Genomic DNA, 14,589 nt, shown 5'->3' with positions numbered 1-14,589 from the left:
CTCATGGGAACTCTGGAGTACAACAGTTCGCGCCCCGCGATCGAGATCGACGACGCCACTCTGGCGCACCTCAAGATCGTGATCGGCACGAAGCTCCGCCGCAACGAGAGCTTCATGATGACCTGGCTGCCGAAGCCTGAAGTGCAGTCGGGGCGGTTGAGCATCTGGGTGCACCCGAGCATCCCGTTGGTCTTCGAGTTCGACAAGCCGACGCTGCCGAGGGTCGAGGCCAACCGGGTCACGCACATGATGGAGCAGTTGAACTCGCGCGGGGAGCTCGTCCTCGATCAGCTCTGAACCGTCACGCGGTCAGCCCTCGGCGTTCCAACGGAGGCGCGGGGGTGAGGCGTCGAGGTCGGCGAGCAGCGCGGTCGGGTCGGCGACGGGGAACATCGTGATGAGTCGGCGACCCTGTGCGGGGGAGTCGAGCGCGTAGGCGAGCGCCGAGGGGTGCGGCTGCCGATCGGCGACCGCGACGACGGCATCCACGTCGCCGAGTCGTTGCCGCCGCACCGGCACGCCGGCGATCAGGGTCTCGGCGACCTCGGTCACGCGGTCGAGGAGTGTGCGCTCGCCGATCCAGGGGACGAAGGCATCGGGGGCCAGTCCGCACGCGCGGGCCAGCTCACCGCCGAGCCAGCGATCGCGCTTCAGGCCGTACGGAGTGGGCGTGGTCGAGAGCAGATAGCCGTACACGTGCAGCAGTCCGGCGTTGCCGACCGGCCACGCCGAGTCCAGACCTGCGCGGTCATGCAGCGCTTCGAAGGTCGACCGTGACAGCACCGGCGCTCCGACGTTCTCGTCCACGGCGGTGGATCGGCCCCAGCGGGCGAAGCGCTCGTCCCGAGCATCGGCATCGATCGCCGGACCGAGCCAGTCGAACATCGACAGCACGTCGGCGGCGTCGTGCGCGGTAGCCGCGGCATCCAGTCGTTCGATCACGACGATGAGCGTAGCGGGCGCGGATGCCCGCATCGGAACCGGAGTTCACGCACTGTTCACACAGGATGGTCGTATCGTCCATAAACGAATGCAACTATGGACGCATCGTCCCGATCCTGACCAGGAGAACCGTGCTCCCCACCATCGTCCTCGACTTCGACGGCACCATCGCGCTCGGCGCGGGACCGCTCGAAGCCTTCGCCCGCGCCGTCGCCATCTCCGCCGACGACCCGACGTTCGCGGATCGCGCGATGTCCGACCTCGCCGCGTTCGAACGCGGCGAGACCGACGCCCGCGATGGCTACGACGTGATCAGCACACTCGCCACCGGGCAGGGAGTGACCGCCGATGCGCTCGAGGCCGCCTACCAGTCGTCGCGGGCACTGCTGGGCTCCGAGCATGCGGCGATCGCGCCACCGGCAGGGCTCGCCGACTTCCTGACCCGTGTCCACCCGCAGGTCCGGCTGGTGCTCGCGACCAATGCGCCCGGTGCCGGCATCCGCCCCGTCCTGGACGGGTGGGGCATCACCCCCCTGTTCGACGACCTGCACTTCACGGTCGGCAAGCCCTCGGGGCTCATCCCCATCATCCAGGCGGCGATCGCCGAGGGGCCGGTGCTCTCGGTCGGTGACATCTTCGAGTTCGACCTCGCACCGGCCGCCGCGCAGGGCGCAGCCACGGCGCTCGTCGGCGCCACCGCCGAACGCTCCCCGGCCGCCGTCACGATGCGCGGCCGGACCATCGCCGACCTGTACGGCGACATCGAAGCCTGGGCCGCGACTGCGGCGTCCAGTACCCCCCGCAGCACCACCCTCACCGAAAGGCACGATCCGAATGCGTAAGTCCTTGCTCACCACGGGCATCGCCGCCGTCGCCATCCTGGCGCTCGCCGGCTGCAGCAGCAGCGCACCCGACGAGACGGCAGACGAGACGACCGAATGGCCGTCCTCCATCACCCTTTCGCTGGTGCCGTCGGTCGAGGGCGAAGACCTCGCCCAGGCCCTCGACCCGCTCACCACGTACCTGTCCGAGAACCTCGACATCGAGGTGAAGGGGGTCGTCGCCTCCGACTACGCCGCCACGGTCGAGGCGCTCGGCACCGACCAGGCGCAGGTCATCATCACCGACGCCGGATCGCTGTACAACGCGACCGAGCGCTACGACGCCGAGCTCATCCTCCGCGACGTGCGCTTCGGCGCCACCTCGTACGCCTCGGTGGCGTACACGAACAACCCCGACAAGTACTGCGAGGACGAGCCGGTCATGTCGACCTACGCCGCCAGCGGCATCGAGCTCTCCTACTGCAACGGCATCGAAGAGGCCGCCGCCGACGCGACCGGTTCCGGTCCCGCCGGCATCGAGGCGCTCGGTGAGATCGGCGACGGCACGAAGGTCGCCCTGCAGGCGGCGACGTCGCCGGCCGGTTACCAGTACCCCGTCGTCGCGATGCGCGAACAGGGCGTCGACACGGATGCCGGCATCACGCAGGTGCCCGTCGAAGGCAACAACAACGCGGTCCTCGCCGTGTACAACGGCGACGCCGAGGTCTCGTTCGCATACTGGGACGCCCGCACGACCGTGACCGAAGAGGCCCCGGACATCGCCGAGAAGGTCGTGGCCTTCGCCTACACGGAGATGATCCCCAACGGCGGCGTCGCGGTCACCTCGACACTTCCCGACGACCTCGTCGCGGAGCTCACCGAGCTGCTGGACGGCTACGCCGACTCGTCCGAAGAGGCCGCATCCGTGATGTTCGACCTCGTCGGGCTCTCGGACTGGACCAGCGAGACCGCCCCGGACGAGATCACCCGCTACGGCGAGATCCTCGCCGAGTTCTCGAACTGACACGCAGAACTGAGAACATGCACACTGATCCGCAGCGCGCGGAGGCCGGAGCCCTGCTCCCGGCCTCCGCGTCGTGGTCGATCCGTCTCGACGACGTCTCGGTCACCTATCCCAACGGCACCCGCGCCCTCCGCGGTGTGTCCCTCGACATCGCCGCCGGCGAGATGGTCTCCGTGGTCGGCCTCTCCGGCTCGGGCAAGTCCACGCTGATCCGCACGATCAACGGTCTCGTGCCGGTGACGAGCGGTACAGTCACCGTCGGCCCGCATGCGGTCACCGGCATGCGCGGACGACGCCTGCGTGAGACCCGAGGGCACATCGGAATGATCTTCCAGGGGTTCAACCTCGCCGATCGGGCCAGCGTCTACCGCAACGTGCTGGTTGGTCGGTTCGCTCACACTGCGACCTGGCGGACCGTGCTCGGCCTGAGCACGGTGCAGGATCGCGAGCTCGCCCTGCGCGCACTCGACTCGGTCGGCATGCTCGAGAAGGTCTGGAACCGCGCCGGCCAGCTCTCCGGAGGCCAGAAGCAGCGCGTCGCGATCGCCCGGGCTCTGACGCAGCAGCCGAGCGTCATGCTCGCCGACGAGCCGGTCGCCAGCCTCGACCCGCCCACCGCGCACGCGGTCATGCACGACCTGCGCCGCGTCAACGTCGAGGAGCACCTCACCGTGCTCGTCAACATCCATCTGATGGACCTGGCTCGTCAGTATACGACGCGCATGATCGGCCTGCGGGCCGGTGAGGTCGTCTACGACGGGCCGGCAGCGGATGCCGCAGACCACGACTTCGAGCAGATCTACGGGCGTCCGATCCAGCCGAGGGATGTGCTCGGCGCATGACCACCGAGCCCCGCCCCCTCGTCGTGCCGCCCAAGCCGACATCGAGGCTGCGCACCAGCCTCGTCGTCCTGGCCTTCGCCGCGTTCACCGTCGCCACCTGCCTCCCGGCGATCGGCGGCATCGAGCTCGACTTCGGTGCGCTCATCCGCAACTGGGACAACGGGTCCGCGCTGCTCGTGCAGTTCCTGCAGCCGGACTTCTCGTTCCTGCCGCGCACGTTCGGGCCCATGCTCGAGACGCTCCAGATGGCCGTGGTCGGCGCGGCGGTGGCCGCGGTGATCTCCGTGCCGCTGACGCTGTGGGCCGCTGCCCCGACCAACCCGAACAGTCCGACCCGCATCGCGGTGCGGACCGTCATCAACGTCATCCGCTCCGTCCCCGACCTCGTGTACGCGACCGTCCTGGTCGCGATGGTCGGCGTCGGCGCGCTGCCCGGCCTGCTCACCCTGCTCCTGTTCGACATCGGCATCATCGTCAAGCTCGTGTCGGAGGCGATCGACTCCACCGATCTGCCGGTCATCGAGGCCGGTCGCGCCACCGGCGGCGGCCAGACGCAGATCAACCGCAGCGTCGTGCTGCCGCAGACCTGGCCGCTCTTCGCGAACCAGTGGCTGTACACGCTCGAGCTCAACGTGCGCATCTCGGCGATCCTCGGCATCGTCGGCGCGGGCGGCATCGGCCGACTCCTCGACGAGCGGCGGGCGTTCTACGCCTACGACGACGTCGCGGTGATCGTGCTCGAGATCCTCGTCGTCGTGGTGCTGATCGAAGTGTTCTCGAACTTCCTGCGGAGGCGATTGGTATGACGCTCTCGACCACCGCACGGGGCATCGGGCTCGAGCTGCCCCGGCATCCGTCCCGTCTCGTCCCGACCGTCGTCGCCGTCATCGTCGGTGTCGTGGTCCTGGCCGCGGCAGCGGGACTGCCGATCCCGTGGAACGACCTCGGATCGCTGCCCGGACAGATCGCGCACTACCTGACGCTCATGTTCGCCGACCCCAATTGGGAGAAGCTGCCGCAGGCGCTGTTCGAGACGTGGCGGTCGATCTCGATGGCCTGGATCGGCGCGATCGGCTGCGTGATCGTGTCGATCCCGCTCGGCATGCTCGCCGCGAACAACGTCGGACCGGTCTGGGTGCGGCTGCCGCTCCGCGGGCTGTTCGCCGTGATCCGCGCCGTGCCCGAAGTCATCATCGCGCTGCTGTTGCTCACCGTCACCGGCCTCACCCCTTTCACGGGTGCGCTGGCGCTGGCGATCGCCGGAATCGGCACGCAGGCCAAGTGGGTCTACGAGACGGTCGAATCGGTTCAGGAGGGCGCATCCGAGGCCGTCAAGGCTGCAGGGGGCAACACGGCGCAGGTGACGCGGTGGGCGCTCTGGCCCGCGGCGGCCCCGACGCTGCTGTCGTTCGCGCTCTACCGTTTCGAGATCAACATCCGCACCTCGGCGGTACTCGGACTCGTCGGTGCGGGTGGGATCGGCAGCATGCTCGCGAACTACACGAACTTCCGCGAGTGGGATACGGTCGGGATGCTGCTGATCGTGGTCGTCATCGCGACGATGCTGATGGATGCGGTCTCCGGTGCGATCCGCCGCCGGATCATGCGCGGCCCGCGGGTCAAGGCGATCGTGGAACCGAAGAAGGAGCGCGCCGATGTGGCAGGGACCCGCTGAGACGCCGCCGACGGCGCGCATCGCGATGCTGGCTCCGTCGATGCAGCCGAGCGAGCGTCGTGTGGCCGAGGCGATCGCCGCCGACGTCGACCTCTCGATCGAGCGTACGGCGCAGGAGATCGCGGATGCCGTCGAGGTCGGTCGCACGACCGTGGTGCGCACCGCCCAGACCCTCGGCTACGACGGTTACCCGCAGCTGCGGGTGGCGCTCGCGCGCGAGCGGGCGAGTTCGGCGCCATCGCAGGATGCCGCGGCCGATGCCACGATGCTCGGGGCGCTTCGTGGTGCGGTCGACCGCTTCGCGTTCCGCCTGGCGCACACCGTCTCCGCGGTCACCGAGGAGACCCTGGCGGCCTTCGTCGGCGAGCTCGACGGTGCGACGCGGCTGCTCGTCGCGGCCAACGGTCTCTCCGCGCCGGTCGGCGCCGATCTCTCGATGCGCCTGACCTCGGCCGGTCGACCCGCCGAGTACGTGGCGGACACCCTCGGCCAGCAGATCACCGCGTCGCAGCTCGGCGCCGGCTCGGCCTGCCTGGTCGTGTCCGGGTCGGGGGTGAATCGCGCATCGATCGACGTGATGACGGCCGCCCGGGCGAGCGGCGCCCGGGTGCTCGCGATCACGTCGTTCCCGCGCTCACCGGTCGCCGAGATGGCCGATGTGGCTCTGGTCGTCGCCCCGATCAACGACTCGTTCCGCGACGAGCTCCTCTACACCTCGCGCGCCGCGCTGATGCTCGTCACCGAGTCGGTCGTGGGTCTGCTGGTGAGCAGACGAGGGGCGAGCGCCACCGCGGCCCAGGTCGCGACGTTCTCCGTGCTCGGCCACTCGCTGTCGGAGTGATCACCAGCCGAGGAGGGCGAGTGCGCCGGTTGCCGCGGCGGCGATGAGGCTCGTCCATAGGACGATCGCGACGACCTGCCACAGGATCACCCATCGCTTGCTCACCCCGGACGCGACGAAGAACGCCGCCGTCAGCATCGTGGGCAGGGCGAGCGGAGCCAGGATGCTCGCGCCGGGAACGCCGAAGCGCACCAGCCAGCGACCGAGCTTGGCCCGTCCCTTCGTCTTCCGTGACGGCTTCTCCGGATCCGCGTCGCTCGGCGACGTTCCGCCGGGAGCCGGCGCCGTGCCAGATCCGCCGACGAGGGAGGGCTCGAGGCGCATCGCCTCGGTGCGGGCTGCTTTCCGTGACACGACGCCCTCTCTCATGCGTGCGCCGAGGAAGACCACTCCGATGACGCACAGGATGTTCCCCGCCGCCCCTGCGACCGCGGCGACGATCGGGTTGATCCCTGCGAGGATGCCGAGGCCGGCGGCGCCTTCACCCTCGATGTAGGGGATCGCACCCGCCAGCATGACGAGAAGCGGCTGCAGGAACTCCGGCAGCTGGTCGATGGCACTCTGCAGCCACTCGTACGGGTTGTCCACCATGGCGGTGTCTCTTTCTCTTCAGGCGCGGCCGGAAGCCGGCGCGGGGCACGAGAAGCAGTACAGACCCTGTTCACAGCACAGGGTCAAGCGACCTCGGCAGATCGACGTCGGGTCTTGACCCTGTTCCGAGAACAGGGTCTTGAATGGTGCTGAGCGCCACGACCGAGACCCCGGCCCTGAGTGCCGACAGAAGGATGGACGGATGCCCTGGAGTACGAGTGAACTCGCCGAGCTCGCGGGGACGACCGTGAACACGGTGCGTCACTACCACCGCTCCGGCCTGCTCGAGGAGCCGGAGCGGATGTCGAACGGCTACAAGCAGTACCGCGCTCGGCATCTCGTCCGGCTGCTGCAGATCCGGCGGCTTCGCGACCTCGGCGTCCCGTTGGCACAGATCGAGTCCGTCGGCTCTGCGGGGGACACCACGAAAGAGGCGCTGCTCGCGATCGATGCCGACCTCGCCGCGAGCATCGAGCGGCTGCAGCGGGCACGGGCCGAGATCCGCGCCATCGTCGACGGAGCATCGACGACCGACCTGCCTGCCGGGTTCGAGGACGTCGCGGGGAGACTGTCGACCACCGAGCGGTCGCTCATGCTCGTCTACGAGCAGCTGTACGACACGGAGGCGATGGCGGATCTGCGCACGATGGTCGAGACGGAATCCGACGACGGCAGTGCAGAGTTCGAAGCGCTCACGGTGGAGGCGGATGACCAGACGCGTCAGCGCGTGGCGGAGATGTTCGCGCCGGTGATCGCGCAGCACCTCACCGACTACCCGTGGCTCAGCGAGCCGACCGAGCATCTGTCGAAGGGCCCGCGCGTCACGGCGCAGGCTTTCCTGGAGACCGTCGGTGGGCTGTACAACGAGGCGCAGCTCGACGTGCTCGGCCGAGCATCCGCGCTCGCCAGGGAGCAGGCGTTCGGGTCGAGCGCCGCACCGAGCGACGACGCTGCATCAGCCGACGCTGCACTCGCCGATGCCGCACCCGAAGAAGGAGAGAGATGATGACGGACCAGCCCGACGCCCGCTCCACGAACGATTCGCCCGACCCGCACCTCGGCGAGCCCCTGCTCGTCGAAGACGTGCTGCTTCTGCTCTTCCAGCCTGATTCGGGGTCCATCGCGGGGGAGAACATCCTCTTCTACGTCCTCGGCGGCGCTGCTCTGGGCGACCTGGCGCTGCAGGAGCGGATCGAGGTGCGCAACGAGGGAGCGCTCACGAGCCGCATCCACGCGCTCGACGCTCACGCCGCGCCCGACGAGCTGCTCGTGCCCGGGCTCGAGTACATCGAACGGAAGCCGCGCGATGCGCAGACGGTGCTCGCGGCGATCGGTCCGAACCTCCGTGCACCGGTGCTCGACCGCCTCGTGGAGCGCGGCGATCTCACCAGGGAACACGGCAGATCGCTCGGAATCTTCCCGACGACGAAGCTCGCCCTGGGAAGCGACCGACGTGCCGTGTTGATCGAGCGGGTGCGCTCCGTGCTGACCGACGGCGAGACACCCGACATCCGCACCGCCGCGAGCATCGCCCTCCTGTCCGCGAGCGGAACCCTGCCGCAGTTCCACAGGGAGATCCCGTGGAGCGGCGACGTCTTCACGCGCGCCAAGGCGATCGAGCGCGGCGACTGGGGTGCCGCAGCCGCGGCTGAGGCCGTGGCCCGCACGATGAGCGCGGTGCTCACGAACGCGCTCATCGCCGCCCTCGCCCTCCCCAAGAACTGACAGGGCACACCGGCTCACGCGGGAGCTGAAGGCGCTCTTGAATCCGTCCGGCCGTCGGCGCTGGTGCCCGGCCCCGGCATGCGCGTCACGCGGCCGGGTGCGCGCTCATCGTGCGGCCGCGGGTCACACGCTGCCGCGCGGTGTGTAGATTGCAGGACGTGGACCTCTCCGACATCCTCGCCGCCCTCGGTCTCGTCCTTCTCGCGCTCGGAGGCGGAACGTTCTGGTCGTTCTCGACGGGGGTGATGCCGGGGCTGGGGCGTACCGACGATGAGACCTTCGTCTCGTCGATGAGGTCGATCAACCGCGCTGTCGTGAACCCGCTGTTCCTGCTGCCGATCTTCCTGCCGCCGATCCCTCTCGTGTGGGCGGGGCTCCTCGATCTGGATGACCCGCGCGGATGGATGCTGGTCGCGGCGGGCGTCGTCTTCTTCGTCGGGGTGATCGTCGTCACGGGCGCCGGCAACGTCCCGTTGAACAATGCCCTGGATGGCTCCACGTCGTCATCGACGGCTGCGCGCGCGGCGTTCGAACGGCGCTGGAACGTGCTGAACGGCGTGCGCTCGCTCTCGTCGGTCGTCGCGATCGTGTTCGCGGTGCTGGCTCTCGTGGTCTGAGCGCGAGGATGCGGAGTCCCGGTGTCGCGCTCCAATAGGCTTCGGGGCATGACGACTCTTCGCCGCGCCGCCGTTGTGAGCGTGTCCCTCGCCGCCATCACCTTCCTCGCCGCAGCGTGCGCGCCTTCCGCTGATGTGCAAGAGAAGCCGACGACGGATCCCGCCGGGGCCGGCTGCGATGTGGAAGAGTCCGCTCTCGGCGCTGCCGCAGCATCCGAGGTCGTCACAGACGAGCGGGGCGGCTACTGCCATCTCGAGGTCGATCTCGCTCAGGTGGAATTCACGCCCCTCGAGGATGTCCGCGCAGGCACCTGGGCATCCGAGACGGGCATCACATGGAGCGACGAGGCACCCGCTCTGGACGCGGAGGCCATCGAGATGTCGCAGCGCATGAGCGCGGAGTGGGTCGTCGGCGACTTCCTGGACGGACCGGCGATCGAGCTGTCGGCCGACGACTACTCCGCATGGATCGAGAGCACCGACCTCATCGGCGAGGACTGGCGTGCGGGCTATCTGTCCGAGTGGAACGACAACGGCTCGACCGGCGGGCTGACGGTGACCCCGTTCACGACGCCCCTCGTACGGGACGACGCCGCGCGAGTCTCGCAGATCGCGCTCTCCCCGTCGTCGACGAGCGTCCTCGATGTCGAGGGGCGCACGTTCGTGGAGACCTGCTACGACGTCAACGCCGTCTATCACGGTGAGGGCGAGGCGACTTTCGACTTCTCGGGCAAGGCGTGCTCCACCTTCCCGCACGACGGCACCACGATCAACCGCGTTCTCGAAGGCACGCACGGAGGCTTCACCGTCACCGACGAGTCGGGAACCGTCATCGCCGAAGAGCAGGACAGCTGAGCCGGAGCGACCTCAGCGTGCGCTCCCTCTCCTCCGTCGCAGCAATCGTGCTCGCGGTGCTGGCACTCGTGGTCTGAGCGACCAGTTGGGCTGATAACCTTATCAAGGTTGCAGTGTGTTGATAATGTTATCAACATGCGTGATGCCCTCGACAACCCCTTCAGCCCTGGCTCTGACACCATCCCCGAGGTGTGGGCAGGACGCACCGCGCAGTTGAGTGACTGGCGCGATGTTGTGCGTCCTCGCCGCCTCGCGGGTCTACCGGAGCGCGGCAGAACGATCCTCGGGGAGCCGGGGCTCGGGAAATCGACGCTGGTGCGACGCATCGCTCAGGAAGCATCGCGTGCCGGCGACTGGGTCACCCCGCAGCTGCGCATCCCCACCGGAGCTGACCCTCTGAAGCTCGTCGCCGGAGCCGTGCTGAAGCTCGCGACCGACGCGGGACTCTCCTCGTCGCGTGAGAAGCGCATCGGCGATGCCATCGCACGCGTGCAGGCCGTCGCCGTCTCCGGCATCTCCCTCACGCTTCGCGGTGTCGACGGGCCCGAGCCCTTCACGGCTCTCACCGAGCTGCTGATCGAAGTCGGTCTCGCCGCGATCGCCAACGGCCGTGCCATGGCGCTGATCCACATCGACGAGGTGCAGAACATCACCGATGAAAAGGCGCTGTCCCAGCTGCTCATCGCACTCGGAGACGCCCTCACGCACCAGGTCGAGGTCGCCGTGCCCGGTGGCGCACGCGTCAGCCGCTCGTTGCCGATCGCCGTCTACCTCACCGGCCTCCCGGATTTCGAAGACATGGCTGGTGCCCGCATGGGGGCGACCTTTGCCCGCCGTTTCAAGACCACCACTCTGTCGGCCATCGACGACGAGGATCTTGCCCAAGCGCTTCAGGAGTTCGTCCTCGAGGGGTGGGCAGTCCCCGACGGCACCGGCGGATCAACTCGCGTGCGGATGGACCCCGACGCGGCAGCGCTCATCGTCGACGTCTGCCGCGGAGAGCCGTTCCTGTTCCAGCTTGCCGGTGAGCAGTCCTGGTACGCAGATTCCACTCCGACGATCACCGCAGACCAGGTCCGCCGCGGCTGGCAGGGCGCGCAACGGGAAGCGACCGCGCACGTGGAACGGATCCTCGAACGACTCCCTGCCCGAGAGCGGCAGTTCGTCCAGGTGATGTCAGAGCTGCCTGCCCCGGAGCGCACAGCCACCCGCATCGCCGAGGCGATGGGGTTCTCGAAAGTGACCGAGGTGGGCCCCACAGCCCAACGCCTGGACACCGTGCGCGGCGTCATCGACAGGGGCAAGCCCTACAGCTTCCGGCACCGCGCCGTCGAGGCCTACCTGACCAGCGAGTGGCCGAGGGTCTGAGAGACGGACAGACCTCAGTCGAATTCGTGCAGGTCTGAGGTCATGTCGCCGCCGGCGTCTCCGGTGTTCACCGTGCCCTTCGGCTCGAACAGGATCGCGTGCACCTCGTCGGTCGCCTTCGGGCAGTGCTCGACTCCGCGCGGCACGACGAAAACGTCGTTCGGGTTCAGAACGACATCGCGGTCGCGGAGCTGGATCGTCAGCTGACCGCTCACGACCATGAACAGCTCATCGGTGTCGGGGTGGGTGTGCCAGACGAACTCGCCCTGCAGCTTGACCACCTTGACGTCGTAGTCGTTGATGCTGGTGAGCCGATGCGGCTGCCAGTGCTCGTCGATCGTGGAGAGGGCTTCGAGCACGTTGCGAACATCGTCTGCCATACATCTCAGCGTAGCCGCGGCGTCTGTTGACGGGCCATCGATCCCCCTGCATACTTAGGTGCATGCCTAAGTATCACGACGAGATCGATGCCGTGTTCCGCGCTCTCGCGGATCCGACGCGTCGCGCCATCGTGGAACGGCTGGCGAAGTCTCCCGCTGTCGTCTCGGATCTCGCGGCGCCGTTCGACATGGCGTTGCCGTCGTTCCTGCAGCACCTGAGCGTGCTCGAGGGTGCCGGAGTCGTCACGTCGGAGAAGCTCGGGCGGGTGCGCACCGTGAGCCTGCGACCCGGCGCCCTCGATGTGCTGCACCTGTGGCTCGGCGAGCAGCGCACCCCCGCGGAGCACCACGCCGACCGACTCGGCATCCATCTCGCTCTCACGACCCCGAAGGAGAACTGACATGACACGTGTCCGCATGGACCTGTTCGCCTCGCTGGACGGCTACACGCCGTCGGATGCGACCCCCGAGAATCCGATGGGCGAGGACTGGGCGCGCCTCACCGCCGCCTATGCCGCCACCCGCACGTTTCGCGAGAACGTCTTCGGGGACACGAGTGGCGCGGGCACGACCGGCGTCGATGACCGTCATGCGGCCGCGTTCTTCGACGGAATCGGCTCCGAGATCATGGGGGGCGGCATGTTCGGACTGCATTCCTTCCCCGACGACCCGGACTGGAAGGGCTGGTGGGGCGACACGCCCCCGTTCGGCACCCCGGTCTACGTCCTCACTCACACGGCACCTCGGGCGCCGCTTCCGATGAACGGCGGAACCACCTTCCACTTCCGCAACGCTCCGATCGACGAGGTGCTCGCCGAGGCGAAGGAGGCCGCCGGCGACCTCGACGTGCGCGTCGGCGGAGGGTATCGAACGGCGCGAGACTTCCTGCGCGCAGGGCTGATCGACGACCTGCACCTCATGGTCGCCCCGATCTTCCTCGGTCGAGGGCATCGACTGTGGGACGACCTGGTCGGCTTCGAGCTCACCCACGAGGTGACGACAGAAGTCGCCGAGAGCGGCGCGATCCACGTCACTCTGGCCCGATAGGAGGCGGGGATGACGATCGAACGCCGACTCGCGCGCTCCGGATTCACCCTGACCCGCGACTATGCGGCGCCCATCGAGCGCGTCTGGGCGGCGTTCGCCGACGAGGACAGCAAGCGGAGCTGGTGGGGCGACGCCGACCGCATCCGCACTCGGGAGTGGGTGTTCGACTTCCGCGTCGGCGGCCGCGACATCGACGAGGGCAAGTTCCACGGCGGTCCGGTCTCACGGTACGAGGCGATGTACACCGACATCGTCGAACACGTCCGCATCGTCACGACGTACGACATGTGGCTCGACGGGGCCCACATGTCGACGTCGGTCGCGTCTTTGGAGTTCGAACCGATCGATGACGGTACCCGCTTCACGCACACGGAGCACGGCGTCTTCTTCGACCAGTTCTGGGCGGACGGGCAGGGGCGTGAGGACGGCACCCGCGGTCTCCTCGGCGCGCTGGCCGATCACCTCGCCTGACCTCCGCAGGTCTCAGCGGGTGAGCAGTGCCACCACGACGATGATGGCGGCAATCGCCACGACCAGCGCGGCCCAGCCCAGCCAGCTCTCCCGCGGCGGGCGTCCCATCGCGGGAGAAGTCCCCAGTCGGACGCGGATGGCGTCGGCTTCGGCCTCGAGTTCTTCCTCGCCATCGTCCGGGGGGAACGTGGCGAGTGTCCCGCGCAGTCGATCGCGCGCGATCACCTCGAGTTCGACCTGGATGTCGGCCAGACGGCGCTCCAGCTCTGCCCGCTCCTGAGCGGGGAGTGCCTCACGATGCCCGTGGTCGCTCACGGGGTCAATCGTCGGTCTCGATGGCGAGGGTGTTTCCGTCGGGGTCTTCCACCCAGGCGATGCGGCCACCACCCGCGCGCGGTCCGATCCCACGATCGTCTTGCCCGAATCCCTCGTAGCGGACGGGTTGCGCCCCCGCCGCCTTCAAGCCGGCGAGGACCGCATCGATGTCGTCGACGTACCAGGTGGCCACTGTCGAGCGCGTCGAACCCGCAGTGGGCGTCTCGAAAACGTTGAGCCCGGTCCCCTGCCCGCAGGCGTAGAACCGAGCGCCTCCTTGGATTCCGGCACTCGGGCCGATGCTCGCGGGGACGAGGCCCAGCACTTGCTCGTAGAACGCCGCCGACCGTTCGATATCGGTCACCCCGATCGAGGCCCTGACCGGGTAGTTGCCTAGCGTCATCAAGCCACCGTGCTCTCGAACTCTGTGAGGTCCATGCGTGGGCGAAGCGAGCAACCGCCGGACTGTCGCACGATTCGTCCATGACCTGAACGCGACGAAGTAGCGGACATTCTCGCAGGCCGGTCGCGGGGTGTCCACCTCTACCGGGGTCACCTCGTTCGTTGGAAGACTCGGCGAATGGTGTTCATCGGATTCCACGCTTCGCACGAGCAGCTCCCGCCGAGCGCGCTCCTGGATGCCGTGGTCGCAGCGGAGCAGGCGGGGTTCGACGGGGCCATGTGCTCCGACCACCTCGCGCCCTGGACCCCGGGTCAAGGCGAGTCGGGCTTCGCGCTGAGCTGGATCGCCGCCGCGCTCGCGCGCACCCGCTTCTCGATCGGCATGGTCAATGCGCCGGGGCAGCGGTATCACCCGGTGATGATCGCTCAGGCATTCGCGACGCTGGAGGAGATGTTCCCGGGGCGCTTCTGGGCGGCGATGGGGAGCGGCGAAGCAGTCAACGAGCACGTGACGGGGGAGGGGTGGCCCCCGAAACCCGTCCGCAACGAACGGCTGCGGGAGAGCGTCGACGTGATCCGCCGCCTGATGGGCGGCGAAGAGGTCGACCACGACGGGCTCGTGCGTGTGCACCGAGCCAGGGTCTGGAGCCGCCCGGCAGAGCCGCCCCCGCTG

At 68.5% G+C, this 14,589-nt stretch carries 22 protein-coding genes; 17 read left to right on the top strand and 5 right to left on the bottom strand.

Annotated elements, in window-relative coordinates:
- The first annotated feature begins 3 nt into the window (after positions 1 to 3).
- A complete protein-coding gene (locus GZ67_RS0115475) occupies positions 4 to 297 on the top strand; it encodes a DUF7882 family protein (RefSeq protein WP_029262405.1) in 294 nt (97 codons plus the stop codon).
- Positions 298 to 309: 12 nt separating this feature from the next.
- Here GZ67_RS0115475 and GZ67_RS0115470 read toward each other — a convergent pair whose 3' ends face one another.
- Positions 310 to 942 carry an amino acid deaminase gene (locus GZ67_RS0115470; RefSeq protein ID WP_231481826.1) on the bottom strand — a complete coding sequence of 211 codons (633 nt, stop codon included), beginning with the start codon at positions 940 to 942 and terminating at the stop codon, positions 310 to 312.
- Between the two features lie 131 nt (positions 943 to 1,073).
- Between GZ67_RS0115470 and GZ67_RS0115465 the strand changes: the two genes are divergently transcribed.
- The 6 genes from GZ67_RS0115465 to GZ67_RS0115440 are packed head-to-tail and all read left to right on the top strand — an operon-like array spanning position 1,074 to position 6,145.
- Positions 1,074 to 1,784 carry a hypothetical protein gene (locus GZ67_RS0115465; RefSeq protein WP_051662570.1) on the top strand — a complete coding sequence of 237 codons (711 nt, stop codon included), beginning with the start codon at positions 1,074 to 1,076 and terminating at the stop codon, positions 1,782 to 1,784.
- On the top strand, positions 1,777 to 2,787 hold the full coding sequence (gene phnD / locus GZ67_RS0115460; protein WP_029262402.1) for a phosphate/phosphite/phosphonate ABC transporter substrate-binding protein: 1,011 nt from the start codon (positions 1,777 to 1,779) through the stop codon (positions 2,785 to 2,787). The genes GZ67_RS0115465 and phnD overlap by 8 nt, the downstream gene beginning before the upstream one ends.
- Before the next feature lie 17 nt (positions 2,788 to 2,804).
- On the top strand, positions 2,805 to 3,629 hold the full coding sequence (gene phnC, locus GZ67_RS0115455; RefSeq protein WP_029262401.1) for a phosphonate ABC transporter ATP-binding protein: 825 nt from the start codon (positions 2,805 to 2,807) through the stop codon (positions 3,627 to 3,629).
- Positions 3,626 to 4,435: a phosphonate ABC transporter, permease protein PhnE gene (phnE, locus tag GZ67_RS0115450; protein WP_029262400.1), complete on the top strand. Its 810-nt coding sequence runs from the start codon at positions 3,626 to 3,628 to the stop codon at positions 4,433 to 4,435. The genes phnC and phnE (GZ67_RS0115450) overlap by 4 nt, the downstream gene beginning before the upstream one ends.
- Positions 4,432 to 5,304 carry a phosphonate ABC transporter, permease protein PhnE gene (gene phnE, locus GZ67_RS0115445; RefSeq protein ID WP_051662569.1) on the top strand — a complete coding sequence of 291 codons (873 nt, stop codon included), beginning with the start codon at positions 4,432 to 4,434 and terminating at the stop codon, positions 5,302 to 5,304. The genes phnE (GZ67_RS0115450) and phnE (GZ67_RS0115445) overlap by 4 nt, the downstream gene beginning before the upstream one ends.
- Complete coding sequence (locus GZ67_RS0115440; protein ID WP_029262398.1) at positions 5,285 to 6,145, top strand: MurR/RpiR family transcriptional regulator; 861 nt, start codon at positions 5,285 to 5,287, stop codon at positions 6,143 to 6,145. Before phnE (GZ67_RS0115445) ends, GZ67_RS0115440 begins: the two co-directional genes overlap by 20 nt.
- On the opposite strand, the gene GZ67_RS0115435 is transcribed toward GZ67_RS0115440, so the two are convergent.
- The gene (locus tag GZ67_RS0115435) at positions 6,146 to 6,736 is read right to left on the bottom strand and encodes a hypothetical protein (RefSeq protein WP_029262397.1); all 591 of its coding nucleotides are present in this window, start codon (positions 6,734 to 6,736) and stop codon (positions 6,146 to 6,148) included.
- Between the two features lie 202 nt (positions 6,737 to 6,938).
- Here GZ67_RS0115435 and GZ67_RS0115430 point away from each other — a divergent pair, with 202 nt between their 5' ends.
- The 6 genes from GZ67_RS0115430 to GZ67_RS0115410 all read left to right on the top strand — a co-directional run bounded on the left by GZ67_RS0115430 (position 6,939) and on the right by GZ67_RS0115410 (position 11,301).
- Positions 6,939 to 7,742 (top strand): helix-turn-helix domain-containing protein, encoded by an 804-nt coding sequence (locus GZ67_RS0115430; RefSeq protein ID WP_051662568.1) that lies wholly within the window; start codon positions 6,939 to 6,941, stop codon positions 7,740 to 7,742.
- Positions 7,742 to 8,461 (top strand): GOLPH3/VPS74 family protein, encoded by a 720-nt coding sequence (locus GZ67_RS0115425; protein WP_051662567.1) that lies wholly within the window; start codon positions 7,742 to 7,744, stop codon positions 8,459 to 8,461. Before GZ67_RS0115430 ends, GZ67_RS0115425 begins: the two co-directional genes overlap by 1 nt.
- A 37-nt stretch (positions 8,462 to 8,498) precedes the next feature.
- Positions 8,499 to 8,609, top strand: a complete 111-nt coding sequence (locus GZ67_RS21235; protein ID WP_197021053.1) for a CGNR zinc finger domain-containing protein — start codon at positions 8,499 to 8,501, stop codon at positions 8,607 to 8,609.
- 10 nt (positions 8,610 to 8,619) lie between these two features.
- Complete coding sequence (locus GZ67_RS0115420) at positions 8,620 to 9,078, top strand: anthrone oxygenase family protein (protein ID WP_029262394.1); 459 nt, start codon at positions 8,620 to 8,622, stop codon at positions 9,076 to 9,078.
- 48 nt (positions 9,079 to 9,126) lie between these two features.
- On the top strand, positions 9,127 to 9,933 hold the full coding sequence (locus GZ67_RS0115415) for a hypothetical protein (RefSeq protein ID WP_029262393.1): 807 nt from the start codon (positions 9,127 to 9,129) through the stop codon (positions 9,931 to 9,933).
- A gap of 135 nt (positions 9,934 to 10,068) precedes the next feature.
- On the top strand, positions 10,069 to 11,301 hold the full coding sequence (locus GZ67_RS0115410) for an ATP-binding protein (protein WP_029262392.1): 1,233 nt from the start codon (positions 10,069 to 10,071) through the stop codon (positions 11,299 to 11,301).
- A gap of 14 nt (positions 11,302 to 11,315) precedes the next feature.
- Here GZ67_RS0115410 and GZ67_RS0115405 read toward each other — a convergent pair whose 3' ends face one another.
- Positions 11,316 to 11,681 carry a cupin domain-containing protein gene (locus tag GZ67_RS0115405; RefSeq protein ID WP_029262391.1) on the bottom strand — a complete coding sequence of 122 codons (366 nt, stop codon included), beginning with the start codon at positions 11,679 to 11,681 and terminating at the stop codon, positions 11,316 to 11,318.
- 62 nt (positions 11,682 to 11,743) lie between these two features.
- On the opposite strand from GZ67_RS0115405, the gene GZ67_RS0115400 reads away from it, so the two are divergent.
- Genes GZ67_RS0115400 through GZ67_RS0115390 form a run of 3 tightly spaced genes read left to right on the top strand, consistent with a single transcriptional unit; the run spans position 11,744 to position 13,199 of the window.
- Positions 11,744 to 12,082 carry an ArsR/SmtB family transcription factor gene (locus GZ67_RS0115400; RefSeq protein ID WP_029262390.1) on the top strand — a complete coding sequence of 113 codons (339 nt, stop codon included), beginning with the start codon at positions 11,744 to 11,746 and terminating at the stop codon, positions 12,080 to 12,082.
- Position 12,083: 1 nt separating this feature from the next.
- The gene (locus GZ67_RS0115395) at positions 12,084 to 12,728 is read left to right on the top strand and encodes a dihydrofolate reductase family protein (RefSeq protein WP_029262389.1); all 645 of its coding nucleotides are present in this window, start codon (positions 12,084 to 12,086) and stop codon (positions 12,726 to 12,728) included.
- 9 nt (positions 12,729 to 12,737) lie between these two features.
- Complete coding sequence (locus GZ67_RS0115390) at positions 12,738 to 13,199, top strand: SRPBCC domain-containing protein (RefSeq protein WP_029262388.1); 462 nt, start codon at positions 12,738 to 12,740, stop codon at positions 13,197 to 13,199.
- Positions 13,200 to 13,211: 12 nt separating this feature from the next.
- Here the strand turns inward: GZ67_RS0115390 and GZ67_RS0115385 are convergent, their stop codons facing one another.
- Positions 13,212 to 13,514, bottom strand: a complete 303-nt coding sequence (locus tag GZ67_RS0115385) for a hypothetical protein (RefSeq protein WP_029262387.1) — start codon at positions 13,512 to 13,514, stop codon at positions 13,212 to 13,214.
- Positions 13,515 to 13,518: 4 nt separating this feature from the next.
- Entirely contained in the window at positions 13,519 to 13,917 is a 399-nt protein-coding gene (locus GZ67_RS0115380) for a VOC family protein (RefSeq protein ID WP_029262386.1), read from the bottom strand.
- Positions 13,918 to 14,094: 177 nt separating this feature from the next.
- On the opposite strand from GZ67_RS0115380, the gene GZ67_RS0115375 reads away from it, so the two are divergent.
- Positions 14,095 to 14,589 (top strand): LLM class flavin-dependent oxidoreductase (locus GZ67_RS0115375; protein WP_029273939.1); only part of this gene is annotated, 495 nt, incomplete at its 3' end.

The organism is Microbacterium sp. Cr-K20 (assembly GCF_000708325.1).
Lineage (GTDB): Bacteria > Actinomycetota > Actinomycetes > Actinomycetales > Microbacteriaceae > Microbacterium.
The sequence above is the reverse complement of the archived record's forward strand: the minus strand, read 5'-3'. Positions and strand labels throughout refer to the sequence as shown.

What these genes read in the sequence shown, in the direction of transcription:
- GZ67_RS0115475 (WP_029262405.1), top strand. Translation starts at nt 4, where the DNA reads ATGGGAACTCTGGAGTACAACAGTTCGCGCCCCGCGATCGAGATCGAC.
- phnD (WP_029262402.1), top strand. Translation starts at nt 1,777, where the DNA reads ATGCGTAAGTCCTTGCTCACCACGGGCATCGCCGCCGTCGCCATCCTG.
- phnC (WP_029262401.1), top strand. Translation starts at nt 2,805, where the DNA reads ATGCACACTGATCCGCAGCGCGCGGAGGCCGGAGCCCTGCTCCCGGCC.
- phnE (WP_029262400.1), top strand. Translation starts at nt 3,626, where the DNA reads ATGACCACCGAGCCCCGCCCCCTCGTCGTGCCGCCCAAGCCGACATCG.
- phnE (WP_051662569.1), top strand. Translation starts at nt 4,432, where the DNA reads ATGACGCTCTCGACCACCGCACGGGGCATCGGGCTCGAGCTGCCCCGG.
- GZ67_RS0115440 (WP_029262398.1), top strand. Translation starts at nt 5,285, where the DNA reads ATGTGGCAGGGACCCGCTGAGACGCCGCCGACGGCGCGCATCGCGATG.
- GZ67_RS0115435 (WP_029262397.1), bottom strand. Translation starts at nt 6,736, where the DNA reads ATGGTGGACAACCCGTACGAGTGGCTGCAGAGTGCCATCGACCAGCTG.
- GZ67_RS0115430 (WP_051662568.1), top strand. Translation starts at nt 6,939, where the DNA reads ATGCCCTGGAGTACGAGTGAACTCGCCGAGCTCGCGGGGACGACCGTG.
- GZ67_RS0115425 (WP_051662567.1), top strand. Translation starts at nt 7,742, where the DNA reads ATGACGGACCAGCCCGACGCCCGCTCCACGAACGATTCGCCCGACCCG.
- GZ67_RS0115415 (WP_029262393.1), top strand. Translation starts at nt 9,127, where the DNA reads ATGACGACTCTTCGCCGCGCCGCCGTTGTGAGCGTGTCCCTCGCCGCC.
- GZ67_RS0115410 (WP_029262392.1), top strand. Translation starts at nt 10,069, where the DNA reads ATGCGTGATGCCCTCGACAACCCCTTCAGCCCTGGCTCTGACACCATC.
- GZ67_RS0115405 (WP_029262391.1), bottom strand. Translation starts at nt 11,681, where the DNA reads ATGGCAGACGATGTTCGCAACGTGCTCGAAGCCCTCTCCACGATCGAC.
- GZ67_RS0115400 (WP_029262390.1), top strand. Translation starts at nt 11,744, where the DNA reads ATGCCTAAGTATCACGACGAGATCGATGCCGTGTTCCGCGCTCTCGCG.
- GZ67_RS0115395 (WP_029262389.1), top strand. Translation starts at nt 12,084, where the DNA reads ATGACACGTGTCCGCATGGACCTGTTCGCCTCGCTGGACGGCTACACG.
- GZ67_RS0115390 (WP_029262388.1), top strand. Translation starts at nt 12,738, where the DNA reads ATGACGATCGAACGCCGACTCGCGCGCTCCGGATTCACCCTGACCCGC.
- GZ67_RS0115380 (WP_029262386.1), bottom strand. Translation starts at nt 13,917, where the DNA reads ATGACGCTAGGCAACTACCCGGTCAGGGCCTCGATCGGGGTGACCGAT.